This is a genomic window from Amycolatopsis sp. cg13 (genome assembly GCF_041346965.1).
Lineage (GTDB): Bacteria > Actinomycetota > Actinomycetes > Mycobacteriales > Pseudonocardiaceae > Amycolatopsis.
Map to the genome: position 1 here is coordinate 5,386,135 of NZ_CP166848.1, position 24,004 is coordinate 5,410,138.

The 24,004-nt window shown below is 69.4% G+C and carries 22 protein-coding genes; 14 read left to right on the plus strand and 8 right to left on the minus strand.

Features of this window, described 5'->3' with window-relative positions; genetic code table 11:
• The first annotated feature begins 255 nt into the window (after positions 1 to 255).
• Both AB5I40_RS24880 and pcaB read left to right on the plus strand, forming a co-directional pair.
• Positions 256 to 795, plus strand: coding sequence for a DinB family protein (locus AB5I40_RS24880; protein ID WP_370932459.1), 540 nt, complete (start codon positions 256 to 258; stop codon positions 793 to 795).
• A gap of 415 nt (positions 796 to 1,210) precedes the next feature.
• On the plus strand, positions 1,211 to 2,566 hold the full coding sequence (pcaB, locus tag AB5I40_RS24885) for a 3-carboxy-cis,cis-muconate cycloisomerase (RefSeq protein WP_370932460.1): 1,356 nt from the start codon (positions 1,211 to 1,213) through the stop codon (positions 2,564 to 2,566).
• Positions 2,567 to 2,644: 78 nt separating this feature from the next.
• Here pcaB and AB5I40_RS24890 read toward each other — a convergent pair whose 3' ends face one another.
• Together AB5I40_RS24890 and AB5I40_RS24895 are read right to left on the minus strand one after the other, a co-directional pair.
• Complete coding sequence (locus tag AB5I40_RS24890) at positions 2,645 to 3,175, minus strand: DUF4383 domain-containing protein (protein WP_370932461.1); 531 nt, start codon at positions 3,173 to 3,175, stop codon at positions 2,645 to 2,647.
• A gap of 747 nt (positions 3,176 to 3,922) precedes the next feature.
• Positions 3,923 to 4,369, minus strand: coding sequence for an anthrone oxygenase family protein (locus AB5I40_RS24895; RefSeq protein ID WP_370932462.1), 447 nt, complete (start codon positions 4,367 to 4,369; stop codon positions 3,923 to 3,925).
• Positions 4,370 to 4,459: 90 nt separating this feature from the next.
• On the opposite strand from AB5I40_RS24895, the gene AB5I40_RS24900 reads away from it, so the two are divergent.
• Together AB5I40_RS24900 and AB5I40_RS24905 are read left to right on the plus strand one after the other, a co-directional pair.
• Entirely contained in the window at positions 4,460 to 5,038 is a 579-nt protein-coding gene (locus AB5I40_RS24900; RefSeq protein WP_116199527.1) for a TetR/AcrR family transcriptional regulator, read from the plus strand.
• A 119-nt stretch (positions 5,039 to 5,157) separates the two neighbouring features.
• The gene (locus AB5I40_RS24905) at positions 5,158 to 6,042 is read left to right on the plus strand and encodes a hypothetical protein (protein WP_370932463.1); all 885 of its coding nucleotides are present in this window, start codon (positions 5,158 to 5,160) and stop codon (positions 6,040 to 6,042) included.
• A gap of 3 nt (positions 6,043 to 6,045) precedes the next feature.
• Here AB5I40_RS24905 and AB5I40_RS24910 read toward each other — a convergent pair whose 3' ends face one another.
• Positions 6,046 to 7,227, minus strand: coding sequence for an alpha/beta hydrolase (locus AB5I40_RS24910; protein WP_370940599.1), 1,182 nt, complete (start codon positions 7,225 to 7,227; stop codon positions 6,046 to 6,048).
• 192 nt (positions 7,228 to 7,419) lie between these two features.
• Positions 7,420 to 8,382, minus strand: coding sequence for an alpha/beta hydrolase (locus tag AB5I40_RS24915; protein WP_370932464.1), 963 nt, complete (start codon positions 8,380 to 8,382; stop codon positions 7,420 to 7,422).
• A gap of 168 nt (positions 8,383 to 8,550) precedes the next feature.
• On the opposite strand from AB5I40_RS24915, the gene AB5I40_RS24920 reads away from it, so the two are divergent.
• The 4 genes from AB5I40_RS24920 to AB5I40_RS24935 are packed head-to-tail and all read left to right on the plus strand — an operon-like array spanning position 8,551 to position 11,790.
• Positions 8,551 to 9,024: a MarR family winged helix-turn-helix transcriptional regulator gene (locus tag AB5I40_RS24920; RefSeq protein WP_370932465.1), complete on the plus strand. Its 474-nt coding sequence runs from the start codon at positions 8,551 to 8,553 to the stop codon at positions 9,022 to 9,024.
• A gap of 49 nt (positions 9,025 to 9,073) precedes the next feature.
• Positions 9,074 to 9,922 (plus strand): SAM-dependent methyltransferase, encoded by an 849-nt coding sequence (locus AB5I40_RS24925; RefSeq protein ID WP_370932466.1) that lies wholly within the window; start codon positions 9,074 to 9,076, stop codon positions 9,920 to 9,922.
• Between the two features lie 33 nt (positions 9,923 to 9,955).
• Complete coding sequence (locus tag AB5I40_RS24930; protein ID WP_370932467.1) at positions 9,956 to 11,119, plus strand: sensor histidine kinase; 1,164 nt, start codon at positions 9,956 to 9,958, stop codon at positions 11,117 to 11,119.
• Positions 11,116 to 11,790: a response regulator gene (locus tag AB5I40_RS24935; protein ID WP_370932468.1), complete on the plus strand. Its 675-nt coding sequence runs from the start codon at positions 11,116 to 11,118 to the stop codon at positions 11,788 to 11,790. Before AB5I40_RS24930 ends, AB5I40_RS24935 begins: the two co-directional genes overlap by 4 nt.
• On the opposite strand, the gene AB5I40_RS24940 is transcribed toward AB5I40_RS24935, so the two are convergent.
• Both AB5I40_RS24940 and AB5I40_RS24945 read right to left on the minus strand, forming a co-directional pair.
• Positions 11,757 to 12,641 carry a lysostaphin resistance A-like protein gene (locus AB5I40_RS24940; RefSeq protein ID WP_370932469.1) on the minus strand — a complete coding sequence of 295 codons (885 nt, stop codon included), beginning with the start codon at positions 12,639 to 12,641 and terminating at the stop codon, positions 11,757 to 11,759. The two genes, AB5I40_RS24935 and AB5I40_RS24940, sit on opposite strands and share 34 nt — an antisense overlap.
• A gap of 107 nt (positions 12,642 to 12,748) precedes the next feature.
• Positions 12,749 to 13,678, minus strand: coding sequence for a patatin family protein (locus AB5I40_RS24945; protein ID WP_370932470.1), 930 nt, complete (start codon positions 13,676 to 13,678; stop codon positions 12,749 to 12,751).
• 112 nt (positions 13,679 to 13,790) lie between these two features.
• Here AB5I40_RS24945 and AB5I40_RS24950 point away from each other — a divergent pair, with 112 nt between their 5' ends.
• The 4 genes from AB5I40_RS24950 to AB5I40_RS24965 all read left to right on the plus strand — a co-directional run bounded on the left by AB5I40_RS24950 (position 13,791) and on the right by AB5I40_RS24965 (position 17,663).
• The gene (locus tag AB5I40_RS24950; RefSeq protein WP_370932471.1) at positions 13,791 to 14,339 is read left to right on the plus strand and encodes a PadR family transcriptional regulator; all 549 of its coding nucleotides are present in this window, start codon (positions 13,791 to 13,793) and stop codon (positions 14,337 to 14,339) included.
• Positions 14,336 to 16,342, plus strand: a complete 2,007-nt coding sequence (locus AB5I40_RS24955; RefSeq protein ID WP_370932472.1) for an FAD-dependent oxidoreductase — start codon at positions 14,336 to 14,338, stop codon at positions 16,340 to 16,342. The genes AB5I40_RS24950 and AB5I40_RS24955 overlap by 4 nt, the downstream gene beginning before the upstream one ends.
• A 29-nt stretch (positions 16,343 to 16,371) precedes the next feature.
• Complete coding sequence (locus AB5I40_RS24960) at positions 16,372 to 17,340, plus strand: prephenate dehydrogenase (protein WP_370932473.1); 969 nt, start codon at positions 16,372 to 16,374, stop codon at positions 17,338 to 17,340.
• Between the two features lie 65 nt (positions 17,341 to 17,405).
• Complete coding sequence (locus AB5I40_RS24965) at positions 17,406 to 17,663, plus strand: antitoxin (protein ID WP_370932474.1); 258 nt, start codon at positions 17,406 to 17,408, stop codon at positions 17,661 to 17,663.
• Between the two features lie 214 nt (positions 17,664 to 17,877).
• On the opposite strand, the gene AB5I40_RS24970 is transcribed toward AB5I40_RS24965, so the two are convergent.
• Positions 17,878 to 19,836 (minus strand): FUSC family protein, encoded by a 1,959-nt coding sequence (locus tag AB5I40_RS24970; RefSeq protein WP_370932475.1) that lies wholly within the window; start codon positions 19,834 to 19,836, stop codon positions 17,878 to 17,880.
• A 74-nt stretch (positions 19,837 to 19,910) separates the two neighbouring features.
• Between AB5I40_RS24970 and AB5I40_RS24975 the strand changes: the two genes are divergently transcribed.
• Together AB5I40_RS24975 and AB5I40_RS24980 are read left to right on the plus strand one after the other, a co-directional pair.
• Positions 19,911 to 20,357 carry an SRPBCC family protein gene (locus AB5I40_RS24975; protein ID WP_370932476.1) on the plus strand — a complete coding sequence of 149 codons (447 nt, stop codon included), beginning with the start codon at positions 19,911 to 19,913 and terminating at the stop codon, positions 20,355 to 20,357.
• Positions 20,358 to 20,442: 85 nt separating this feature from the next.
• The gene (locus AB5I40_RS24980; protein WP_370932477.1) at positions 20,443 to 21,201 is read left to right on the plus strand and encodes a polysaccharide deacetylase family protein; all 759 of its coding nucleotides are present in this window, start codon (positions 20,443 to 20,445) and stop codon (positions 21,199 to 21,201) included.
• A gap of 183 nt (positions 21,202 to 21,384) precedes the next feature.
• Here AB5I40_RS24980 and AB5I40_RS24985 read toward each other — a convergent pair whose 3' ends face one another.
• Positions 21,385 to 23,973: a CHAT domain-containing protein gene (locus AB5I40_RS24985; RefSeq protein ID WP_370932478.1), complete on the minus strand. Its 2,589-nt coding sequence runs from the start codon at positions 23,971 to 23,973 to the stop codon at positions 21,385 to 21,387.
• Positions 23,974 to 24,004 lie beyond the last annotated feature (31 nt).

A 24,004-nucleotide genomic window follows, 5' to 3' on the forward strand; every position in this document is an offset into this window, starting at 1 on the left:
GGCCGCCGAGAAGATTAATCCCCGGAATGCCGATCACGATACCTCTGACGGAGCGACAACACCGTGCGGAAACCGTGTCTGAGTGTGCTGATCAACACCGGAATTCACCTGAATTCCGCATCGACAGAACTGGATTCTGCAGCTACCCGGGCCCGCCATGTGGCCTAGCCCACTGCGGTACGCGGCCGGTGTCCCGTGCACCCGGCGCGCGGCGCTGTGCCGAAAATTGTCGGTGGCGGGTGAGACGCTCGTCTCATGACACAGATCCCGCAGCATCTAGCCAAAGTCGCCGAGAGCGACCGCCCGCCGATCCCCCGAGTCGCCGACGAACGCGAAACCCTGCTCGCTTACCTGGAGTGGCACCGGGAAACCCTCGCGCTGAAGTGCTCCGGGCTGAGCCAGGAAGCCGTGTCGGCGCGGGTGGTGCCACCGTCCACAATGTCGCTGCACGGCCTGGTCCGGCACCTGGCGGGCGTCGAACGATGGTGGTTCCGCATCCAGTTCGCGGGCGAGGACGTCCCGCTGCTGCACTATTCGGACGACGATCCGGACCAGGACTTCGACCGACTGGACGGCGATTTCGGCGAGGCACTGGCGTTGTGGCGCGCGGAGTGCGACCGGAGCCGGGAGATCGTGGCCGCGGCGTCTTCTTTGGACGCGCAGGGGGTCGGGAAGACGACGGGCGAGCCGTTCTCGCTGCGGTGGATGCTGATGTCGATGGTCGCGGAGTACGCCCGGCACAACGGACACGCGGACCTGCTCAGGGAGGTGGCGGACGGGGCTACTGGCCGGTGAGGTGGTGGTTGTTTCGGGTCCTGTTAGGAGGTGATGCGCCAAGGTTTGCGCTCAAGTGATCGACAACCGTCGGCGCTGCGTTCTCGCCGATCGCTTCGCCTGTATCGCGCTGTCGGCACCCAGTCGTCCGCGCGCGGCCGTCCACACCCAGCCGTCCGCGCTCAGCCCGTCCGCGTGCTGCCGTCCGTGCGCTGCCGTCCGTGCCCAGCCAGGCCGTGCCCAGCCAGGCCGTGCGCTGCCGTCCGTGTGCTGCCGTCCTCGATGCCAACAGCCGCCAACGGCGCAGCAGCCAGCCAGCGACAGCGTCTCCAGAGCTGGGCGGGAAGCTTGTGCCCAGCCCGATCGCCACCCCTCGTGCCCGAGGTGACCAGCGACCTTCCCGCCCCAAGCGGCCCGGCGTGCGATGCTGGACGGCATGACCGCCGATCCTGACTCCGGCCTGCTCTCCCCGGTGCGCGCCGGAACCCCGGCCGAAGCGGTGACTGGTGACCGTGCGTTCGCGGCTGCCCTGCTGGATGCGGAGGCCGCACTCGCGCGAGCGCAGGCGCGGCTTGGCACGGTGCCGTCCGAGGCAGCTGAGCGGATCAGCACTGCCGCGCGGCTGTTGGGCGAGGGCGAACTCGACGTCGTCCAGCTGGCCCGCGACGCGCGTGCGACCGGGAACCCGGTGGTCAGTTTGGTGCGCACGCTGTCCGCCAAGGTCCCGGACGTCGCCGATTACGTGCACCGCGGCTCCACCAGCCAGGACATCGTCGACACGGCGATGATGCTCGTCGCGCGCGACGCTCTGCGGCTGATCAGCGCGGACCTCACGGCGATCGCGGACGCCCTCGCCACCTTGGCGCGCGCCCATCGCGACACCGTCATGCCCGGACGTACCCTCACCGCGCACGCCGTCCCGACGACTTTCGGTCTGAAGGCAGCGATCTGGCGGCAGGGAGTTCGAGAGTCCGCGCGCCGGATCGCTGCGCTGCGGCTGCCGGTGTCACTCGGCGGCGCGGCGGGAACGTTGGCGGCCTACGTCCAGTACGGCGACGGCACCGATGACTACGCGGAGCGGCTAGTCACTGCCTTCGCAGAGGAAACCGGTTTGAGCGCACCGATTCTGCCGTGGCACGCGGATCGCACCCCGGTGGCCGAACTGGCTTCCGCGTTGGCTGGCGTGACGACGGCGTTGGGCAAGATCGCTGTCGACGTCCAGGTGCTGGCCCGCACCGAAATCGGCGAAGCGACCGAGGCGACCGGCGGTGGATCTTCGGCGATGCCGCACAAGCAAAATCCGGTGCAGTCGGCGCTGGTGCGCTCGGCAGCGCTGCAGGTGCCGGTGCTGGCGGCGGGAGTCACGCAATCCGGGTTGGCAGAGGACGAACGCTCGGCTGGCGTCTGGCAAGCCGAGTGGCAATTGCTGCGCGAATGCCTGCGACTGACCGGCGGCACCACGCATACGGCCGTGGATTTGGTACGAGGCTTGGACATTCACGCGGACCGAATGCAGCATAATCTCGAACTGACCAACGGGTTGATTGTCTCGGAACGACTGTCGGCGGCGCTGGCACCGATCGTGGGCAAGGCACGCGCGAAGGACTTGTTGGGCACCGCTTCCCGCCGGGCGATCGAGGAAGACCGCCCACTGGCAGAGATCCTGGCGGACACGCCGGAGATTACCGCCGCCATCGACGCTGAGACGCTGGCTGATCTCGGAGACCCGGCGCAGTACGTCGGCGCGGCGGGACGGATGGTGGACCGCGCGCTCGAAGATTCCGCCGAGTAAGCACGAACGGGACCGCTGCCGGAGGAAATCCCGTTCCGGCAAGCGATCCCGCTGCGCAATTATTCCACTGTGGACGAACTAGTGGGCCAATCCGTGCCCGCCGGCCTCGGGGCGGCGCGGCTGAGCAGCCGTGTCGACCTCGGCGGGTTCCTCGTCCTCGGGAAGCAGAACTCCGTGGCGCGCCGGGAGTACCGCGGTCAGCAGACCGAGAACCGCGATGCCGAGATGCAGCCAGTTGTCCGCGTCGGCGAGGTTGAGCGGGTTGCCAAGGCCGGATACCGGGTTGACCGTGATCGTCCCGGCGAGCATCAGGCCCCAGACGAACAGCGCGCCGTAGCCGATGAAGAGCAGCCAGCCGAACGTCCGGGCGCGGCCGGAACCCAAGGCCAGCAGCAAGCCGATCACGCCGGTCACCACGTGGACGACGTTGTTCAGCGGATTGGCGGAAAACCGCCACAAAGTGACACCGTGTCCGGTGAAATCCCCGAACCCGGACTTCACGAGCCCGATGATGCCGTAGGCGAGAAACAGGACCCCGAGCAGAATGGCCAGCACCTGAGCGGGCTGCACCCCTTCCACCCGGACGCGGGCTCGATGCGCACGAACCATGACTCCAGTCCTTCCCATACCGAAGGTGACGGTGGGTCAACCCTGAAGGGATCCCCCGCCACACCCGGCCCGAAACCCGAATCCGCCCGTCCCGACGCGCCCACCGGGCAAAATCGGCGACACGGACTGGGCTGCCGGGGCTAATGGGGCTGCTGGGCCGACCTGAGGCCCGAGTGAGGTACCGGACGGACCGGCTCGCGGCCTCGGCGGCGAAGAAGCCGAGGAATTGGCGCGGTGGCTCTTCCGGCCCCGGGAACGGGAGCGTTCGGCAGGACCGGGCGGCTCGGACCAGCCCGGCGACCGGCAGGGCTCGCGCGGAACTCACACCAGCCCCCACGAACCTGCGCCGCACCCGGACCAATGCGGCGACCGGCAAAACCCGGCCGCACCCACACCAGCCCAGCGACCAGCAGAACCCACGCATCCAGACGCGCCCCACCATCGGCAGGATTTGCGCGGCACTAAACCCAGCCAAGCGAACCCGCGCCACACCCAGACCAGCGCGTCGACTGGCAGAACCGGCCGCACCCACACCAGTCCGACGATCGGCAAACCCCGCCCGCACCCAGGCCAACCCAACGAGCAGCAGAACCCCGCCGCTCCCACGCCAGCCCAGCGAGCAGCAGGCCCGTCCGCACCCACACCAGCCCAGCGAGCCGCAGACCCGTCCGCACTCACGCCAGCCCAAACGACCGGCAGGACTCGCGGCACTCGGACCAGCCCAGCGACCAGCAGACCCGGCCGCGCTCAGACCAGCGCGGCGACCAGCACAGCGAACGCACCGATGATCACCGCGACCCGCACATAGTGGTAACGGTCCCAGCGGTTCATCTGCTCTTTCCAGTCCGCGGGCCGGTTCTCCGGGGTCCACGTCTTGCCCTGGTTGTTGATCGGGACGAGCAGCAGAATCGACATCACCACACTCACGATCAGCAGCCCGGCGCCAATCACGACGAGCCCGGTGCCAGGGCGATCCCAAGCAAGAACCGCCCAGATCGCGCTCAGGACAAGCGACCCGATGTACCAGAACGGCATGATCGCGCCGAGCATCCGGCCCCCGTGGGCGCGGCCTAGCTGATTGCTGTCGTCGGGGAGCCCGTTGAGGATCGGGTTGATGACGAAGGCGACGGAGAACTCCACCCCCACCATCACGCCGACGACCACGATGGTGCAGACCTCGAGTGCGCTGAGCATGATGACCTTCCTGAAATCTAGCAGTGCTAGCCGATGAGGCGATGCTAGTACTACTGCCGCTCGGTTGTCTAGCAGTGCTAGACTCCCTTCATGTCGGTACACGAACGCAAGCAGCGCGAACAAGCGGAACGCGAGCGCCTCATCGTGGCGACCGCTCGGGAGCTCGCCGAGCAGCAGGGCTGGGACGCCGTCACCACCCGCAGGCTCGCCGAGCGCATCGAGTACAGCCAGCCCGTCCTCTACAGCCATTTCCGCGGCAAGCGCGAGATCATCGGCGCCGTCGCGCTCGACGGGGCCGCTGAACTGGCCGCAGCGGTGCGGGCCGCAGCCAGCGCCGAAGACGATCCGCGCGCCCGGGTCACGGCCCTCTCCCGCGCGTACCTCGACTTCGCCGAGCAGCACCCGGCGGTCTACGACGCGATTTTCCAGCTCGACGGTGGAATCGCGTTCGCGCAGGAAGACACTCCGGAACCGCTGAAGGACGCCTTTGCCGCACTGATGGAAACCCTCGGCGAAGTCGCCGGCGAAGGCGTCCACCCGGGTCTGTTCACTGAGCTGTTCTGGGCGTCCCTGCACGGAATCGCGACCCTGACCCGCGCGGGACGGCAGCCGCGGGAGTTCGCCGAGCAGCGGGTCGACCTGCTCGTGGAACGGCTCGCCGTGGTCTGAACCACCACTGCTTGCCCGCAGCCCGCCCGGCCGTCACGCGTACTGGCCGGTACCGAGACCCATCCCACAAACCGGCCCCATTCGGCGAACCCTGATCAGGTGATCGGGGAAGTCGGGGCATGCGCAGGGCGAATACGTTCCTCTTGGCCGGCTTGCTCCTCGGCGCGGTCATCGCGTTTCTGGTCACCGAGGCCCAGCCGTACCGGCAGGTGGTCACCGCTGCCGGGCCGGCGGACGGGTCCGGCGTCATCTCCGCGACAACCGGCTCCAGCACGCCTAGTCCCGGTTCGAAAGCGAGCACCGGCAGCGCCGCGCCGCAGCAGGGTCCCGATCTCAAGACCGAACTCCCCGCGCTCGTCCCCCAGGGGCACGTCAGCGTGGTCGTCTACGACCGCGGCAAAGGCACGATCCCGGTTTCCCTCGACGCGCATCGGCACTACACGTCCGCGTCCCTCGTGAAGCTCATGATCGCCTTCGACGCGCTCGACCGCGGCACCAATCCGGCCACCGTGCAGGAAATGCTGTCCCGCAGCGACGACGACACCGCCAGCAAGCTGTGGGTCGCGGGCGGCGAGACGCGCATTGTCCGGGAAGCGGTGCGCGACATGGGCCTCGCCGAAACCACCCCGCCGGACGACCCGGGACGTTGGGGCGACACGGAAATCACCGCCGCTGACATCACGCGCGTCTACCGCTACCTGATGGACCGCGCGCCAGCCGAGCAGCGCGAGACCATTCTTCGAGCGCTCCGCAAAGCCACCGAGAACGGGGCCGACGGATTCCGGCAGTACTTCGGCATCCCGGACGCGCTCGGCGACGCTTCCTGGGCTGTCAAACAAGGTTGGTCCTGCTGCAATCCCAGGCGCATCCTGCACACCTCAGGTCTCGTCAAGGACGACCGGTACATCGTCACGGTCCTCACCGAGAACCCCCGCTCGGTCGGCTACGAAACCGCCGAAGCTCAGGTCACCGAAGTGGTCAAGCACCTTCCCGGGATCCGCTGAACGTCACTGCTCGACCGCGGTCAGCCCGCCCCGTGCGCCCGTGCTCGGCAACGGCCACGGCTTCACGCCACCGGTCACGTCCGCCCGCGGGCCTGGTGCCGACGGTCCCGGAATCCGCTGTCCGATCCACGTCAGGACGTCCGGCAGCTGCGCCTTGAACGTGTTCATGTTGTGCCCCGCGTCCGGAATCCGCCATGACGTGAACTGCACCGGCGCCTGCGCGGCCGCGCGCATCTGGTCGACCGCGCGGCTTTCGTTCTGTTCCTTCTCGCCGGAGATCGCGAGAAGTTCCAGCGGGGCCGGGTGCAGCCGGACGTTGATCTTGACGTTGTTCGCGTCCTCGATGTCCTTGCGGCCGCGGAAGAGATTCTCGGTCTCACCGTCCACTTGGGCCTTTTCGTATCCGCTCACGCTCGCCGCCTGCGCGTACCACTGCGGATGCCGCGTCACGAGATTCAGCGCGCAATAGCCGCCGGACGACCAGCCCGCGATCGTCCACGCCCGCCGGTCCGGATTGACGCCGAGGCGCTGAATCGCCCACTCCCGGACGTCGGCGGACAGGTAGGTGTCATTGGGACTTCCGTTGACCTCGTCGACACATTCGGTGTCATGGCCGATTTTCGGCGTTCCGGTCGGGTCCGGGATCAGCACGATCACCGGCGGCAGCAGATGCTTCGAGATCGCCGCGTCAAGCTGCTCGGGCAAGTGGTACCCGATCGGGGCGGTGGTGACCTCCGGGCCGGACGGGTAGTTCGGGATCCACGTGATCGCCGGGAACCGCATCGACTTGTACGGATGCTGGAAGTATTGCGGCGGAAGGTAAACCGTTACGTCGCGGGTGAGGCCGGTGCGCCGTCCGGTCACCGTCACGTGCGCGATGGTCCCCTTGCCTACCCGAGCGTGCGCCACTCCGAGGTCCCGTGCGCGGGCGAGATCCACACCGTTGTCGCCGCCCTCGACGTCGATGCCCTCCGCGGCGAACGCGCCGGTGCCGAGCAGCGAGCCGAGCGTCGGGAAGAATCCGCCGATCATGTTGCCGGTCAAACCAAGCGTGACGACTACCAGGCACAGCGCGACAAGAACCGTGGCACTGCGGCCGATTTGCTTGCGCTTGCGCCATTTGTCCCAAAACCACGGGACCGAGATGACCGCGAGAAGCGCGAGCACGCCGATCACCGCGAGCATCACGGGCGAATCCAACCTGATTGCGCTCAGGTGCACGGGAACCTCCAGGACCGATCGCGCGCCCGGAAGGCGGGACCCGCTGCTCTAGATACGTTTGAGGGGCCATCCTCGTTGTGATCACGTGACGTCGATCACGCCCAGAATGGCCCCGGCAAACTCAGCAGAACCTCAGGATTGCCCGTTAGTCCCTGATTAGTTGCCGAATGCGCCACGCAAGACCGTGATCGCCTGTGTGATCGCCGCTTCCGCCGCGTGCGTTTCACGAAGCGCGTTCACCATCACGAAGTCGTGGATCACGCCCTGGTATCGCACCGCCGTCACCGGCACGCCCGCCGTACGCAGCTTCGCGGCGTACGCCTCGCCTTCGTCGCGAAGCACGTCCGCCTCGCCGGTGATCACGAGCGCCGGCGGCAGTCCGGCGAGCTGCTCCACAGTGGCGCGAAGCGGCGAAGCCGTGATCTCGGCGCGCTGCGCTTCATCGGTCGTGTACTGGTCCCAGAACCACTTCATTCCTTCGCGGCTGAGGAAGTAGCCGTCGGCGAACTTGGTGTACGACTCGGTGTCGAAGGAAGCGTCGGTGACCGGGTAGAACAGCACCTGCTGAAGGAACTTCACGTCGCCGCGCTCCTTCGCCATGAGCGTCAGCGCCGCGGTCATGTTTCCGCCGACGGAGTCGCCCGCGATCGCGATTCGCGTGGTGTCGAGCCCCTTCTCCGCACCGTTCTGGACAACCCACTTCACGGCGGCGTAGTTCTCTTCGATCGCGACGGGGTAACGAACCTCCGGCGAACGGCTGTATTCCGGGAAAACGACGGCCGCGCCGGTTCCGGCGGCGAGTTCGCGGACCAGCCGCTCGTGGGTGTGGAAATCGCCGAAGACCCAGCCGGCGCCGTGGATGTAGACGAGCACCGGCAGCGGCCCGGTGACGCCCTGCGGCTTCACGATCCGGACCTCGACGTCGCCGTTCGGTCCACCCGGGACGGTCAGCGTCTCGATGTCGGCAGGCGCCAGTGCGACGTCGCCGTCCTGGACGCCGTCGACCGCTTTGCGACCCTCGGCGGGCGGGAGCTGGAAGAGGTACGGCGGCTGGTCGGTGGCCTCGGCGAACGCCAGGGCGGCCGGTTCGAGAGCGAGGTTCTGCGGGTTCGCGGTCATGACTTCCTCCGATAGCTGCGTCGTGCGGACTCCACAGAACATAGCCTCGCAACTTAGTTGTGCACAACTAGATGACACACAATGAGATATAGAGCACTTGAGTTGCCTATCCCGGCCAGCCGAGAGAGGATGGAGAGCTGGGAAGAAGAAAGCCGAGGGAGGCCACCGATGACCAGCCCAGACACCGGAGAAACCGGCTCGCTGCTGCTTGACGACCAGCTGTGCTTCGGCCTGTACTCGGCCTCCCGGGCAGTCACCGCGCTCTACCGCGCACTGCTCGAACCGCTCGACCTGACCTACCCGCAGTACCTGGTGATGCTCGCGCTGTGGCAGCAGGACGAGCAGCAGGTCAAGGAACTCGGCTCCGCGCTGAACCTCGACTCCGGCACGCTGTCGCCGCTGCTGAAGCGGCTGGAGAAGGCCGGGCTCATCAAGCGCGAACGGCAATCCGACGACGAGCGCTCGGTCCGCATCCGGCTCACCGAAGAGGGAACCGCGTTGCGCGCCAAGGCGGAAGGGATTCCGCCGCACGTCGGAGCGGCGATGAATCTGAACAACGCCGAACTCGGCCGGATGCGCGCCGCGATGGATCAGCTGACGGCTTCGGTCAACGCCTACCGGGAGTCCTACCGGCCGAGCTGAACGCGGCGCCATGGTTAGCATGAGCGCCAGGGCGAGCGTGAGGACGGCGATGAGCACACAGGACGAAGCACTGCGCGCGGTGGAAGCCAGTCTGGACCGGCCGTCGGCGGCCCGCGTCTACGACTACTTCATCGGCGGCACCACCAACTACGCGATCGACCGGATCTTCGCCGAGAAGGTGCGCGAACGGCTGCCGCTGATGGGCGAGTACTGCCGCACCAGCAGGCAGTTCCTCGGCCGCGCGGTGCGCCAGAGCGTGCGCGAGGGCATCCGGCAGTTCGTCGACATCGGCTCCGGCCTTCCCACCGCGGGCAACGTGCACGAGGTGGCCGACGACGAACGCCCGGAACACGACACTTCCGTGCTGTACCTGGACAACGAGCCGGTCGCGCTCGCGCATTCGCAGGTGCTGCTCGCCGACACCGCGGACGAGGACCGGCACCAGGCGATGGCCGCCGACCTCCTGCAGCCCGCCGAATTGTGGGACCGGGTCGCCGATTCGCACGTGATCGACATCCGGAAGCCGGTGGCGCTGATCGTCAACGCGGTGCTGCACTTCATCAAGGACGACCAGGACCCGGACGGCATCCTCGACTTCTACCGCAAGCAGCTCGCGCCGGGCTCGTTGCTCATTCTTTCCCAGATGACCAACGAAAACCCGGTCGACGACAACGAACGCCAAGCGCTGGTCGACATCATCAAGTACTACGAGTCGACCACCAACCCGGGCATCCTGCGCACGAAGGCGGAGTTCGAACGGTTCTTCGGCGGCTGGCCGCTGCTCGAACCGGGCCTGGTGTACGCGCCGGCGTGGCATCCCGACGGCGACACGGTGTTCGCGAAGGCGCCGTCGGAGTCGCGCGTGATCGGCGGCGTGGCCCGCAAACCGCAGGCCTGACAGGGGTTTCCGCCCGAGCGCTAGGCTGCGGACATGTCGACGCGCCCGGCGGAGTGGATCAGCAAAGCCGTGCGCGACGCCGCGACAGCCGACCGATGGCTCGCGGGGCTGGTGACCGTTCTGGCTTTCACGCCGCCGCTTTCCTTGATCGGCACCACTTTCGGCGGCCTGCCGTCCCGCGCGCCCGACGCGGGATCGGTGCTGCTCACCTTGGGCATGACCGTGCCCATCGCCGTCCGCACGCGCTGGCCCGCCGTGTGCTTGGCGGTGACCGGCCTGTCGTTCGCCTGCTACGAATCCCTGGGCTACGACGCGACTTTCGGCGGCCTCGCCCTGGTGCTCGCGCTCTACTCGGCGGGCGCGCACCAGCGCCGGTTCCGGATCCCGTTGGCGCTCGGCGCTTCCGCGGCCTACGCGGTGTTCTACCTCGTCCTGCGGCTGCGCGGCTCGCCCGAACGACCGATCGACGCGGTCGTCTTCTACGCCGCGCTGGCCGCGGCGGCCGTCATCGGCGGACTCGTCCGCGGCCGGCGAATCGCGGAAGCCGAGCGACGGCGGCTCGAAGCCGACGCCGCCGCGGCGGCCGAACGCGCCCGGCTCGCCCGGGAACTCCACGACGTGGTGAGCCATCACGTAACCGCCATGGTCGTCCAGTCCGGCGCCGCTCAGGTCCTCGCCGAGTCTCCGGCGCGGGTCGCCGAGGCACTGGGCAGCATCGGCGAGTCCGGCCGGGAAGCACTGCGCGAACTGCGTTCGCTGCTGGGGGTGCTCGAAGCGACCGGCGAGCGGGTTCCGGGCCGGGACTCCCCGTCGCTGCGCTCGGTGTCCGATCTCGTCCGACGGGCCCGGATCGGCGGGCAGCCGATCGAGTTCGCCGAAGAAGGCGAGCGGCCGGAACTGTCCGCGGAGGCCGGCCTCACCGCCTACCGGGTGGTGCAGGAGGCGTTGACCAACGCCGTCAAATACGCCACCGGACGACCGACGACGGTCCGGATCGGCAATCGGCCGGAGGAGGTCGACCTCGAAGTGACGACCGAAGGATCCACGCCGGGAATCGCCGACGGGCTGTCCGGCGGACGCGGACTCGACGGCCTGCGGGACCGGGTCCGGGAGGTCGGCGGCGAACTCACCGCCGGGGCCGGGCCGGACGGCCGTTTCCGGGTGCACGCCCGGATTCCAGCGAGGAGAGAGCCATGACCGAGCGCGTGCGGGTGCTGGTGTGCGAGGACCAAGCGCTGATCCGCGCGGGTTACGTGACGATCTTCGGCGCGCAACCGGACCTGGAGGTGGTCGGGGAGGCCGAGGACGGTCCCGCCGCGCTCGCCGCCGCCGAACGGCTGCGCCCGGACGTCATCGTGATGGACATCCAGATGCCGTTCCTCGACGGCATCGAGGTGACCCGGCGGCTGGTCGGCCCCGGATCGACGAATCCGGCGAAGGTGCTCGTGGTGACCACTTTCAACGTCGACGAGTACGTCTTCACCGCGCTTCGCGCCGGGGCGAGCGGCTTCCTGCTGAAGGACGCGCGACCGGCCGAGCTCGTCAACGCGGTGCGCACGGTCGCCCGCGGCGAAGCGCTGCTCGCGCCGACCGTGACCCGCGCCCTGATCGGTCAGTTCGCCGACCGGATCCGCCCCGCCGCGGCCGCTGGCCCCGGCCCGCTCGAGCACCTCACGCCGCGGGAGCGGGAGGTGCTCGTCCACCTCGCACGAGGACTGTCCAATGCGGAAATCGCGGAGGAACTGGTGCTCAGCATCGAAACCGTGAAGACCTATGTGTCGCGAATCCTGTCCAAACTCGACCTGCGCGACCGCGTGCAGGCGGTGGTGCTGGCCTACCGGACCGGCCTGGTGTCCGATCGCGACTGACGCCCGCGCAGCGGCACGATCCGGCCCCGGCGCGCGGCCGAGCGAAGGAAGAAAACCGTCGGCACGGCGCAGACCAGCACGGCGAACAGGCTCGCCTCCGGACCGAACGCCCCGCCGGTCACCGCATTCGGACCGGACAGCAGAGTGTGCAGCAGGCTGCCGCTCTCGCCGTCCGCACCGGACACCGTGGTGCCGAACACGCCTCCCTCAGCGAGATTCCACGCGAAATGCAAGCCGATCGGCAACCACAGCGTGCGGGTCGCGACGTAGGCCGCGCCGAGCATGAGGCCTGCCTCGACCGCGATGGCGAGCGCGCCCCACAGCGAGGCGCCCGGGTTCACCAGATGCGCGACACCGAAGAGGATCGCGGACAGGGCCAAGGCGCCCCAGGTGCCCAGCCACCGTTCGACGATGCGGAACAGCACTCCGCGGAAAAGCAGTTCCTCCGTGACCGCGACGGACGCCATCAGCCCGGCCGTCGCCGTAAAGCCCCAGAACGAACCGCCGGAAAACCCGTCCACGCCACCGGAGATCAGGACAAGCAGCATGGTGGCGACGAAGGCCGCCGCACCGATCGCCATTCCGCGCAGCGCCCCCGCGCGTGCGTTGGCGGGCGACAGCTCGGCGACGACCGGCCGCTGCTCCACGAACCGGCTCAGCCGGAGATAACCCCACAGCGCCGCCGCCGCGGTGCCGACGCCGATGGCGAACTCCAACACTCCAAGGCCGGTCAATGCGGAGTTCAATGCTCCGGCGGCCACCATGAGTGCTGCCATTGCCACGATCAACAACGGGAAGCGGAACTTCCGCCATCCGACCGCGCGGTTCGCGGACTCGGTCTGGGAATCCATGTCAGTGCGTCCTTTCGCTCGATGCACCGAACGCTAGGCAGCACAGCGGCCGCGGAAATCCCTCGAGAACGGACACCTCGGGTAGCTCTTGCGAGGGACCGGCGGGGTCAGGACGCCTTGCGCAGCACGTCCAACGCCGCGTAAACCGCGTCCCGCCCCAACTCCACCGCACGCCGCAGCACCGCCGGATCCCGTTCCAGCACAGAAACATCCGGCGCACCGAACGGCGGCCGCACACTCGCCAGCCGCGGATCTTCCCGCAGCTGGCGTTCGTCCTCCAGATCCCGCTGGTACTGCGTGCGCCAAGCGTCGATGGTGCCCGGCGCGTGGCGGCGCAGAAACCGCGGCACCACCACGTCCTGCACCCGCGGCGGCCGCATCGGAAGTTCGTCCTCGCGCCGGGTCCGCAGCACCAGCACGTCCGTCGCGCCCTGCTCCAAGGCAGTACGGAACGGCAGCGGCTCGGCGATCCCCGCGTCCACGAACCGCCGCCCGCCCATCGCGATCGGCGGTCCGGCCAGCACCGGCATGCACGACGACGCCGCGAGCGCCGTTTTGATCCCGTCGACATCCTCGATGAACGGGTGCAGATCGGTCGACTCGCCGGTGTCGGCGTCGGTGGCGAGCGGATGGAAGCCGACCGGATTCGCCAGGATCGCCGGGAAATCCATCGGTTCGAGCACCGAATACACCTGGTGCACGAGGTACTCGAGGTCGACCACCGCCCGGCCGCGCAGGGCGTGCAGCGGGTTGATGATCCGCCGCATCACCACCGGATTCCACCAGGTCCGCACGCCGGTCCGCGAACGCCCGCACAACAGCCAAGCCGCGTTGAGCGCCCCGGCGGAAGCGCCGTAGACGTCGTCGAACGCGCTGGCGGCCCCGAGTTCGTCGAGCGCGAGCGCCATTCCGCTCGAATACGTGCCGCGGCTGCTGCCGCCCTCCACCGCGAGCGCGAGCCTGCGGCCGTCCGTCCGCCGCCCCGGCACGCTGCTCTCGGCGATGCGCTCGGCAAGCAGTTCCAGAACCGGATCCACCCCTCCATCTTGGTGCTCTTCGCCGCTGCGATCGACCCGTTTTGCCCCCTCTGCGGGTGACCTGGCTTGCACTCAGTTGCACTGCACCTAGTTGCATATGACACTGTCCGGCATGGCACTGGAGCACGCGATCCTCGTCTCGCTCTCGGAACGCTCCGGCTCGGGCTACGAGCTGGCGCGCCGGTTCGAGAAGTCCATCGGGCTGTTCTGGAGCGCCTCCCACCAGCAGATTTACCGCGTGCTGAAGCGAATGGAGGAGGCCGGTCAGGTCGCGGTCGACGTGGTGGCCCAGGACGGTCGGCCGGACAAGAAGGTCTACACGGTCAGCGAGCCGGGCCGGGTCGAACTGCGCCGCTGGCTCGCCGAACCGTCGCCGTCAGCCGGGCCGCAGGAGCTGGCGGTGAAGCTGCGCGGCGCGTCGTTCGGAGACCCCGAGGCGGTCGCCGCCGAGATCACCCGGCACCGCGACGCGCACGCTGAGCGGCTTGAGCTGTACCGGCAGATCGAGAAGCGCGACTTTCCCGCCCCAGACCGGCTCCGCGGCCGCCCGCTGCACCAATACCTCGTGCTGCGCGGCGGAATCCGGGTCGAAGAAGGCCAGGTCGAGTGGCTGGAAGAAATCCTGACCGCGTTGCAGGCAGACGAGAAGGACGGACGATGACCGAGTACCCGAACCTGCTGTCCCCGCTCGATCTCGGCTTCACGACGCTGCGCAACCGCGTCCTGATGGGCTCGATGCACACCGGTCTCGAAGACCGCGCCTCTCGCTTCCCGGCGCTGGCCGAGTACTACGCCGAACGCGCGCGCGGCGGCGTCGGCCTGATCGTCACCGGCGGATTCGCGCCGAACCGCACCGGCTGGCTGTTGCCGTTGGCCTCCAAGCTGTCCACGCCCGCCGAGGCGAAACAGCACCAGTTGCTCACCAGCGCGGTGCATGCCGAGGGCGGCAAAATCGCGCTGCAGATCCTGCACGCCGGCCGCTACGCCTACCACCCGCTGAGCGTTTCCGCGTCGAGCCGCAAAGCGCCGATCAACCCGTTCCGCCCGCGCGCGCTCACGGCGTACGGAGTGCACCGCACCATTCGCGCGTTCGCCGATTGCGCCGCGCTGGCCCGCGACGCCGGGTACGACGGCGTCGAGATCATGGGTTCCGAGGGCTACCTGATCAACCAGTTCCTCGCCGAACGCACCAACCGGCGCACCGACGCGTGGGGCGGCACCGCGGAGAAGCGTCGCCGGTTCGCGGTCGAGATCGTCCGCCGCACCAGGGAAAAAGTGGGGCCGGACTTCATCATCATCTACCGGCTGTCCATGCTCGACCTCGTCGAAGGCGGACAGAGCTGGGACGACGTGGTCGCGCTGGCCCGCGACGTCGAGGCCGCCGGGGCCACGATCATCAACACCGGCATCGGCTGGCACGAGGCCCGCGTGCCGACGATCGTCACGTCGGTGCCGCGCGGCGCGTTCACCTGGGTCACCGGCAAGCTGAAGCCGCACGTTTCGGTGCCGGTGGTGACCTCCAACCGGATCAACCTGCCGCACGTCGCGGAGCAAGCCCTCGCCGACGGCGACGCGGACCTGGTCTCGATGGCCCGGCCGCTGCTCGCCGACCCGGACTGGATCCGCAAGGCCGAAACCGGCCGCGCGGACGAGATCAACACCTGCATCGCTTGCAACCAGGCCTGCCTCGACCACGCGTTCAGCCGGAAACCGGTGTCCTGCATGGTGAATCCCCGGGCCGGACACGAAACGACCCTGAACCTGCTGCCGACCCGGCGAGTCAAACACGTGGCGGTCGTCGGAGCCGGACCGGCCGGGCTCGCCACCGCGACCGCGCTCGGCGAACGCGGCCACGACGTCGAGCTGTTCGAGGCCGACGACGAAATCGGCGGCCAGTTCGGGATCGCGCAGCGGATTCCGGGCAAGGAGGAATTCGCCGAGACCATCCGGTACTACACGCGCCGCCTGGAGGTCACCGGCGTGAAAGTGCACCTCGGCACCCGGGTGACCGCCGCGGACCTGACCGGCTTCGACGAGGTCGTACTGGCCACCGGCGTCACGCCGCGGGTCCCGTCGCTGCCGGGGATCGATCATCCGAAGGTGCTGTCGTACGTGGACGTCGTGCGGCACGGCAAACCGGTCGGCGAGCGCGTCGCGGTGATCGGGGCGGGCGGCATCGGCGTGGACGTCAGCGAATTCCTCACGCACAGCTCGTCGCCCGCGTTGGATCGCGACGCCTGGATGGCCGAATGGGGCGTCACCGACCCCGCGCTCGCGCCCGGCGGGCTGGCGAAACCGAAGCCGGAACCGTCGCCGCGGCAGGTCTACCTGCTGCAGCGCAAGAAGTCGCCGATCGGGGCCGGGCTCGGCAAGACGTCCGGCTGGGTGCACCGCGCGGCTTTGCGCGCCAAGGGCGTAGAAAAGATCAGCGGCGTTTCCTACGACCGGATCGACGACGCCGGCCTGCACGTCACGGTCGACGGGAAACCGCGGCTGCTGGAAGTCGACACCGTGGTGGTCTGCGCAGGCCAGGAATCCGTGCGGGAGCTCGCCGGCGCGCTCGGCGACGTGCCGGTGCATCTCGTCGGCGGGGCCGACGAAGCACGGGAACTCGACGCCAAACGGGCCATCGACCAGGGCACCCGGCTGGCCGCCGTCCTGTAGCCGCTTGCGCGCACTGGCAGGATGGCCCCGTGCGAGACGTATGCGTAATCGGGCTCGGGCTCATCGGCGGTTCCCTGCTGCGAGCCGCCGCGGCGAGCGGCAGGACCGTCTGGGGAACCACAGTGTCCGAAGTGGACGCTGACGCGGCGAGCCGCGGCGGCTACGACGTCACCACCGACGCCGAGGCCGCGCTACAGCGGGCTGCGGCCGCAGACGCGATCGTGGTCATCGCGGTGCCGCTGCCCGCCGTGGAGAACCTGCTGCGGCAGGTCGCGCAACACGCGTCGCACTGCATCCTCACCGACGTGGTCAGCGTGAAGGGCCCGATGGTCGACGCAGTCCGCCGCCGCGCGCCGTACACGCGCTACGTCGGCGGACACCCGATGGCGGGCACGTCGCGCTCCGGCTGGCTCGCGGGCGACACGATGCTCTTCCGCGACGCGGCCTGGGTCGTCGGCGTCGAAGAGGAAACCGACCTCACGGCGTGGGCCGAGGTCACCCGGCTCGTGCTGGACGTCGGCGCGCACGCCATCCCGCTGCCCGCCGATTCGCACGACGAGACGGTCGCCCGGATCTCGCACCTGCCGCACCTGTTCGCCGCGATCCTCGCCTCGGTCGGCGCACAGGGCGGCCCGCTCGCGATGACACTGGCCGCCGGATCGTTCCGCGACGGCACCCGCGTCGCCGGTTCGTCGCCGGACCTGGTGCGCGCCATGACCGAAGGCAACCGCGACGCTCTGCTCCCGATCGTCGACGACGCACTCGGCCGCCTCGGCGCCGCCCGCGGCTCGCTCGCGTCCACCGGCGGCCTCGCCGCGACCATCAACGCAGGTCACGAAGGCGCTTTGGCATTGGAAGCGGCCCGCGACGCGGCGCTGTCCGGCGTCCGCATCGACCTCACCGCCGCCGACGCCCGCGAAGGACTCGTCGCACTCGGCGAACGCGGCGGCCGGATCACCGGACTGGACGGAGCGGTCGCACTCGGCGAAGTGTCTTGACTTGCCTGGAACGCCTGGTGTGTGACGATTGAATCCTCTCAATCCCAACCCCGGGGAGGCATTCGATGGGCATCAACTTCGACGAGCTCAAGAACAAGGCGACCGAGGCGCTGCGCGAGAACAGCGGCAAGCTCGAGCAGGGTCTCGAGAAGGCGGCTGAATTCGCGAAGTCCAAGGTCAGCGGCCACGACTCGCAGATCGACGGCGGCGTGGACAAGGCGAAGGACCTGCTCGGCAAGGTCACCGGCAAGAACGAAGAAGGCGGCGAGAAGCCCGAAGACGGCCCGAAGCCCGAGGGCGGCCAGCCCGGCGGACAGCAGTAACCCTCCGCCTCCGGGTTGGGCCCGGCTGCGCCCCAATGTGGCATTGGGTGCATCCCACGCACCCAATGCGGCGTTCGGTACATCCGTTGCGCCCCAACGCCACATTCGGTGCATCCCACGCACCCAATGCGGCGTTCGGTGCATCCCACGCACCCAATGCGGCGTTCGGTGCGTCTGACGCACCCAATGCCGCATTGGGGCGCTTCGGCCAGGCTCAGGTGCGCCGGTGATAAGGCAGGAACCGGCGCACCAGCCGCAGCGGCGACCGTTCCACCAGGTCCGGGCCGCGCACCGCGTCGAAGGTCGAGCCGAGCTGGTCCACCACCCCGGCGAGCCGCGGATTGTCCGGCATCGGCACCGAATCCGGGTCCCGCTGCTCGCGGACCGCGGAAGCCAGCTCCGCCAACGCATCCGTGAGCAGCTCGATGTCCGCGGGCGACGGAGCGGGCGCGCCCTCCCCGATCGTCACGCCGACTTCGGTCACCGCGTCGGTCACGCGTTCCAGGCCAGCGATCACCGGCCACCACGCCACCGCCTGCCGTCCCGCCGGCGACGGTTCCACGATCACCTGCTGAAACGCCGTCCGCAGGTCCGCGAGCGCGCGATACGCCCCGCGCCGGGCCCGCGACCGGGCGAGCCGCGATTCGCTGGTCGAGTTCAGCACCATCGCGGTGCGGACGTACTTGGCGACCGTGTCGAAACTGTCCGCCAGCCGCCCGCCGACAGTCGGCCGCCGCGAACCCGGCCACAGCAGATAGCCGACGACAAGCACGATCACACAGCCGATCACGGTGTCGACCAGCCGCGCCAGCACGACCGTCCAGCTGCCGGTGTTGGCGAGGTCCATCTGCAGGATGATCAGCGGCGTCACGAACGTGCCGAGCATCCCGTAATTGCGCACCTTCCCGACCGCTGCCCCGCCGGCGAACACGGCGATCAGCGCCACCAGCACCCAGCCGCGCGCACCGAAGGCGAGCACCACCGCGCCGATCCCGACGCCCGCGACCGTGCCCATCCCGCGCAGCACCGCGCGGCCGAACACCGAGCCGAAGTCCGGTTTCAGCACCACACCGACGGTGAGCGTGATCCAGTACGACCGCTCGAACGGCACCATCAGCGCCACCACTTCGGCCACCGCGACGCACACCGTGAGCCGCAACGTCGCCAGCCAGGTCAGCGGTCCGGAAAGCCCGCTCGCCCACTCGCGCACGCGACGCAGCAGCGAGACCTTCTTGCGGCGCTTGCGGTCGTCGAGCTTCCCGATCCGCGCGAGCCCGGCGTAAAGCGCGCTGACCACCGCGTCGGCGTTCTCGTCCGCCAGCTCGGGTGCGGGCGGCAGCGGCTGGCTCGCCAGCACCGAGGCCGCCACGCGCGTCAGGTAGTCGATCACCTCGTCCGGGGCGCGCTGTCCGGCGTTGACCATCGCGACCGACGCCTCGACCGCGGGTGTCGTCGCGGACAGCCGGTTCAACAGTCGCCGATACGCCGCGTCTCGACCGGACAGCCAGGAACGGGCGACCAGCAACCGGTCGTACGCCGTGCTCATCGCGGTGGTCAACTGGTGGCGCGCGACCCGCGAAGTCGGTTCGTCCTCCGCCGACAGCATCGCCGCGAGTTCGATGTAGACCTGCGCGACAGCCGTGCGTTCGGGGCTCGTCGCGCGGAGCGTCCAGGTGCCGAGCGCGACCAGCAGTCCCCAGCCAGCGCCCGCGCAGAATAGGCCGAAGAGCACTTCGGTGCGTACGCCGGTCGCGTGCTGCGCGGTGCCGAGTACGCAGAAGACGAACATCTGCAGCCCGGCCACCGACGCGTTGCTGCCCGCCGCACTGATGAGCGCGGAAACCGCCGCGACCACCACGATCGCCGGGATCGACCAGGCAGGCATGCCGCCGGTCAGGAGTCCGATGAGGTACCCGACCCCGGCCGCGAACGTCGCCCCGCCCAGCCGGCGCGCGCGGTAGCGGTAGGCCCCGGCGGCCTCGGACAGCACGGTCGGCAGCGCTCCGGTGGAGATCAGCGCGCCCACCGCGATGTCGCCCGCCGCGTACGCGACCGCCAGCGGAGTAGCCAGCGCGACCACCGCGCGAGCGACCATGTTCCACGGAATGGGAACAGGTTTGGAACGCAGAAGCTGCGTCAGCCAGTGCGGCGCGGCGAAGTCGGGGCGGCTCACCGCACCATCTTGACCTACCGGGGCCGCCCGGGATTGATTTGTCGCTCTGCCAACAACGTGTTCGAGGAGCTTTCATGCCGGGTCGCAAGTACTCGTTCGAGGTCAACAAGGTGAGCAGCGCGCCTCCGCCGGTGCTGTTCCGGCTGGAAAGCGACGGGACGCTGTGGTCGACGTGGGCGCGGCCGCTCGTGTGGCAGTCCCGGTGGTCGGCGCTCGGCGACGACGGCAAGGTCGACGCCGTCCGGGAAGTCGGATTGTGGCCGGTTCTGCTGCGCGAGCGGACTCTCGAATACGTACCGGACCGACGCCACGTCTACACAATCGACGGTTTCAGCCCGGTCCACGACTATCGTGCGGAGGTGGTGTTCACGCCGAACGCCAGCGGCGGCACGGACCTCAGGTGGTCCGGGTCGTTCACCGAACGCACCCCCGGAACGGGGCCTGTCGCCCTCGCAACGTTGCGCAGCGTGATCGGATTTTTGGCCACACAGCTGGCCAAAGCGGGCAATCGTGCTGCCTGACGGGGGTGCGTTGCACCACAACGATCAACTCAGACTGGAGTACAGACGTCATCCCCTCGGGTGACCCCGAGGGAAAGGAAGCAGCATGGCGAAGCGGTGGCTGGCGGCAGCATTGGCCGGTTTGCTCGCACTGTCGGCGTGCTCCGGTCCTGATTCGAGTCAACCCCAGGAACAGGCGAACCCCGCTCCGGGGGCCGCGAAGCCGGGCCCGCCGCCCGGGCCGTACCCGTTCGGCACCGTGCAGCAGAAGGCCCCGGCGATCCAGGACGGCAAGGTCGGCGTGGTCCGCCGCATCCAGACCGACAAGCCGTACGTCTTCATCACCATGGACGACGGCGCCGTGAAGGACCCGTCCGCGCAGGGCCTGATCCAGCAGTCCGGCGGGCATCCGGTGCTGTTCCTCAACAATCGGTACGTGAAGGGCCACGAGGCGTACTTCAAGGCCATCCTGGACTCGACCGGCGCGGTGCTCGGCGACCACACGGTCAACCACCCGAACCTCAAGGGCAAGCCGCTGGACTTCCAGAAAAAGGAAATCTGCGACGACGCGGACGACTTCCAGAAGTCGCTCGGCGTGCGCCCGAGCCTGTTCCGCCCGCCGTTCGGCAACTATGACGACAACACCCTGAAGGCCGCCGCGATGTGCGGCATGCGCGCGACGGTCCTGTGGACCGCCTCGGTGAACGACGGCGTGGTCCAGTTCCAGGTCGGCGACAAGCTCCGCCCGGGCGACATCGTGCTGATGCACTTCCGCAAGACCTTCAAGGAAGACTACGAAGCGTTCATCGCCCGGGCCAAGCAGGACGGCCTGACCCCGGTCCCGCTGGCCGACTTCCTGGGCTGAGCGCTGCTCGCGACAACCCTCGTGCGCGGCGACCGGTTCTCACTGGCACCGCTGCGCACGAAACCTCGCCGCGCACTGCGGACTTGCCGCCGCGCTGCTTCCTTCGCCAACCCTCGTGCGAGGCGATCGCGGTTCTCACCGTGACTGCCGCTCACGAGCCCGCCTGCCGCCGCCTTCGGGCGCTCAGCCAGCCCCGAGGCACACGAACGGCCGCCGCATCGGATCCACCGCCACCGCCTCCGCCAGCGCCAGCGCGGGTGAAGTCCCCTCCGCGAGCCGCCGGTGCAGATCCGCCATCGTGTCCGCCGCCGCGCGGTCGCCGACTCGGGCCACCGCGCCGATGACCGTCCGCGAACCGCTCGCCAACAGTGTCCCGGCGAAGCCCAGCGCTTCCTCGCCCGGCCGGATGTGGCTCATCGCCAGCTCGCACGCGGCCAGCACCACGCGCTCCGGCGGGTTCGCGAGCCGGGTCGTCTCGTGGGCGAACAGCGGGCCGTCGACCAGCTCCACGCGGGAGAACAGCGCGTTCGCCGGCTCGTGCGCGCCGTGCGCGACCAGGTGGGCCAAGCGGGTGCCGTCCAGCGCGGTCAGGACCGTGGCGCTCGTCGCCTCATCGCCCTCGACCAGCTGCGCGTCCGGGTAGACCGAGCGCAGCTTGCTCACCTCGCCGACCGCGCCCGGCACCCCGGGACCGCCCGCGAGCAGCACCGGACCGTCCTCGGCGGGGCGTTTCGCGGTGATCCACGCGGTCGCCGACGGCGCGATCGACACCGGATGCCCGCGCAGCGACGGCAACGCGCCCCACGGCATCGCGTACAGCTGCCCGATCGGGACGATCACCAGCTCGCGATCGTCGAGCGTTTTGACCAGCGACGCGGAAATCAGCGCGTCGAGCTTCTCCGCCCGGCGGCGCGCGGACGCGGACACCGTCTCCGCCATGATCGGCGACAGATGGTCCGGCGCGAGCGCGTCGAGATCGGCGTGCAACTGGGTCGCGGTCTCCACGATGTCGTCCAGCGGCCCCAGTTTGAGCAGCCGGAACGTCCCGCGGTCGACGACCACCGAGTACAGCTGATTGTTGTACGGCACCAAACTCACCAGCACGCGGTCGCCGAGCGCGGCGACGACCTCGTCCGGCGTCGCGACCGGACGCGGGCGGCCCCACTGGCTCGTGTACCAGCCGAGCCTGCTCGCCTCGCGCTGCAGCTGGTTGTACCGCTGCTCCAGCGCCTTCACCGGCTCGCCCTCCAGCCGGGCGCGCTGAATGGTGCGCTGGACGTGCCGCATCTCGTTGATGTGCTTGGCCAGCACCGGATCCTCGATCACCGGCAGCGGTTCGTACCGGTAGACCTGCGCCCGGGTGCGTTCCAGCCACGCGAACATCCGCCGCGCGCCCGCCGCGTTCCGCCGCGCGCGCCGCAGCACGAGCCGCATCGCCAGCCTGCCGAGTTCCTCGCCGTGCACGGCCGTGCCGCACAACAGATCGAGCCCGCCCATCCGGTCGCGGATCGTGCCGAGTTCGCGCAGTCCGGCGCGGGCCTGCGCGAGCGCGGCGCGCGGCCGATCCTCGGCGACGGCCAATTCCGCCCGGCACAATCGGAACAGCATCCGATGGTCGACCGGCGACGTCGCGCGCGGGGCGGGAACGTGCGTGAGAACGAGCGAGGCTTCGGCGATTTCCTTGCGGCGGATCAGCAATCGCACCGCGAAGAGCCGCGCGACGGCCGCTTCATCACGCAGCCCGAGCGCGGCCAGCCGTTCGGCGATGGAGACGAGTTCGGCGGGCAACCGCGAGGGAGACCGGCCTTGGCGGTCCGACAGCACCTGTTGTGCTTCCGCGCGAAACCGCGCGAGACCGGCGATCTCGGCCCACGTCCGATTGCCGCGGCGGAGAAATCGGCGGCGCGCGTCGGAGGCAGACTTTCGCGCCAACGCGAAATCGCCCTCCAGCAACGCGGCGGCGGCGCGCGCGACCTCAGCTTCCGCGATGTGCTGGCCGGATCCGTTGGCGCGCAACTCCGGCAGCGCTTCGTCGAGGTGCTTGCCTGCCTCGTCGGCGAGGCCCGCGGTGAGCAGCGCGCGGGCCTGGTCGAGCCGGATCAACGGGATCGAACCGGGCGATTCGGTGACGAGGATCCGCGCGGCTTGTTCGTAGCTGGACAGCGCTTGCGGGACGTCGCCGATGAGCTGCGCGTGGTCGCCGAGGTTCTGCCGGATCTTGCCTTCGAGCCGGGTGTGCCCGTTCTCGCGGGCGAAGCCGAGCGCGCGCTCGAGGTCGGCTTGCGCGGCGTTCGGCTGGTTCAGCGCCATGTGCACGAGGGCCCGGTTCAGGAGCATGACCACCAGCGTCCGGCGGGAGTCGTCGAACTCGGCCTCGATCCCGGGCATGACGGCGTCGTACACCGAAAGCGATTCGCTGAACCGCCCGCCGCGCATCAGCACCACCGCGCGTTGGCCGGTGACCAACAACCCCAGTTCGCGGACGGCCTTGCTTTCCGGCAGCTGGTCGCGAAGCTGCCGCGCGGTCTCTAGATGCGCAAGACCGGCGTCAGTGGAGGCGACCTCGGCCTCGGCCGCGCCGAGGCTCACCAGCACCCGCACCTGCAGTTCCCGGTGCTCGGGCAGCGGTTCGGCGACGCGCGCCAGCCGCGTGAGCGCGCTGCGGAACAACCGCACCGCGATGCCGGGCCGCTGGTCGGACGCGGCGGCCCGGCCGCGCGCGTACAGATCGGACGCCGCCGCGATCGTACGATCATGGACGGGCGCGGACACGGACTCTATGGGAGCACACCTCCGCCACTCT

Excerpts from the sequence above, each read along its gene's own strand:
- AB5I40_RS24880 (WP_370932459.1), top strand. The coding sequence starts at position 256 with ATGACACAGATCCCGCAGCATCTAGCCAAAGTCGCCGAGAGCGACCGC.
- pcaB (WP_370932460.1), top strand. The coding sequence starts at position 1,211 with ATGACCGCCGATCCTGACTCCGGCCTGCTCTCCCCGGTGCGCGCCGGA.
- AB5I40_RS24890 (WP_370932461.1), bottom strand. The coding sequence starts at position 3,175 with ATGGTTCGTGCGCATCGAGCCCGCGTCCGGGTGGAAGGGGTGCAGCCC.
- AB5I40_RS24895 (WP_370932462.1), bottom strand. The coding sequence starts at position 4,369 with ATGCTCAGCGCACTCGAGGTCTGCACCATCGTGGTCGTCGGCGTGATG.
- AB5I40_RS24900 (WP_116199527.1), top strand. The coding sequence starts at position 4,460 with ATGTCGGTACACGAACGCAAGCAGCGCGAACAAGCGGAACGCGAGCGC.
- AB5I40_RS24905 (WP_370932463.1), top strand. The coding sequence starts at position 5,158 with ATGCGCAGGGCGAATACGTTCCTCTTGGCCGGCTTGCTCCTCGGCGCG.
- AB5I40_RS24910 (WP_370940599.1), bottom strand. The coding sequence starts at position 7,227 with ATGCTCGCGGTGATCGGCGTGCTCGCGCTTCTCGCGGTCATCTCGGTC.
- AB5I40_RS24915 (WP_370932464.1), bottom strand. The coding sequence starts at position 8,382 with ATGACCGCGAACCCGCAGAACCTCGCTCTCGAACCGGCCGCCCTGGCG.
- AB5I40_RS24920 (WP_370932465.1), top strand. The coding sequence starts at position 8,551 with ATGACCAGCCCAGACACCGGAGAAACCGGCTCGCTGCTGCTTGACGAC.
- AB5I40_RS24925 (WP_370932466.1), top strand. The coding sequence starts at position 9,074 with ATGAGCACACAGGACGAAGCACTGCGCGCGGTGGAAGCCAGTCTGGAC.
- AB5I40_RS24930 (WP_370932467.1), top strand. The coding sequence starts at position 9,956 with ATGTCGACGCGCCCGGCGGAGTGGATCAGCAAAGCCGTGCGCGACGCC.
- AB5I40_RS24935 (WP_370932468.1), top strand. The coding sequence starts at position 11,116 with ATGACCGAGCGCGTGCGGGTGCTGGTGTGCGAGGACCAAGCGCTGATC.
- AB5I40_RS24940 (WP_370932469.1), bottom strand. The coding sequence starts at position 12,641 with ATGGATTCCCAGACCGAGTCCGCGAACCGCGCGGTCGGATGGCGGAAG.
- AB5I40_RS24950 (WP_370932471.1), top strand. The coding sequence starts at position 13,791 with ATGGCACTGGAGCACGCGATCCTCGTCTCGCTCTCGGAACGCTCCGGC.
- AB5I40_RS24955 (WP_370932472.1), top strand. The coding sequence starts at position 14,336 with ATGACCGAGTACCCGAACCTGCTGTCCCCGCTCGATCTCGGCTTCACG.
- AB5I40_RS24965 (WP_370932474.1), top strand. The coding sequence starts at position 17,406 with ATGGGCATCAACTTCGACGAGCTCAAGAACAAGGCGACCGAGGCGCTG.
- AB5I40_RS24975 (WP_370932476.1), top strand. The coding sequence starts at position 19,911 with ATGCCGGGTCGCAAGTACTCGTTCGAGGTCAACAAGGTGAGCAGCGCG.
- AB5I40_RS24980 (WP_370932477.1), top strand. The coding sequence starts at position 20,443 with ATGGCGAAGCGGTGGCTGGCGGCAGCATTGGCCGGTTTGCTCGCACTG.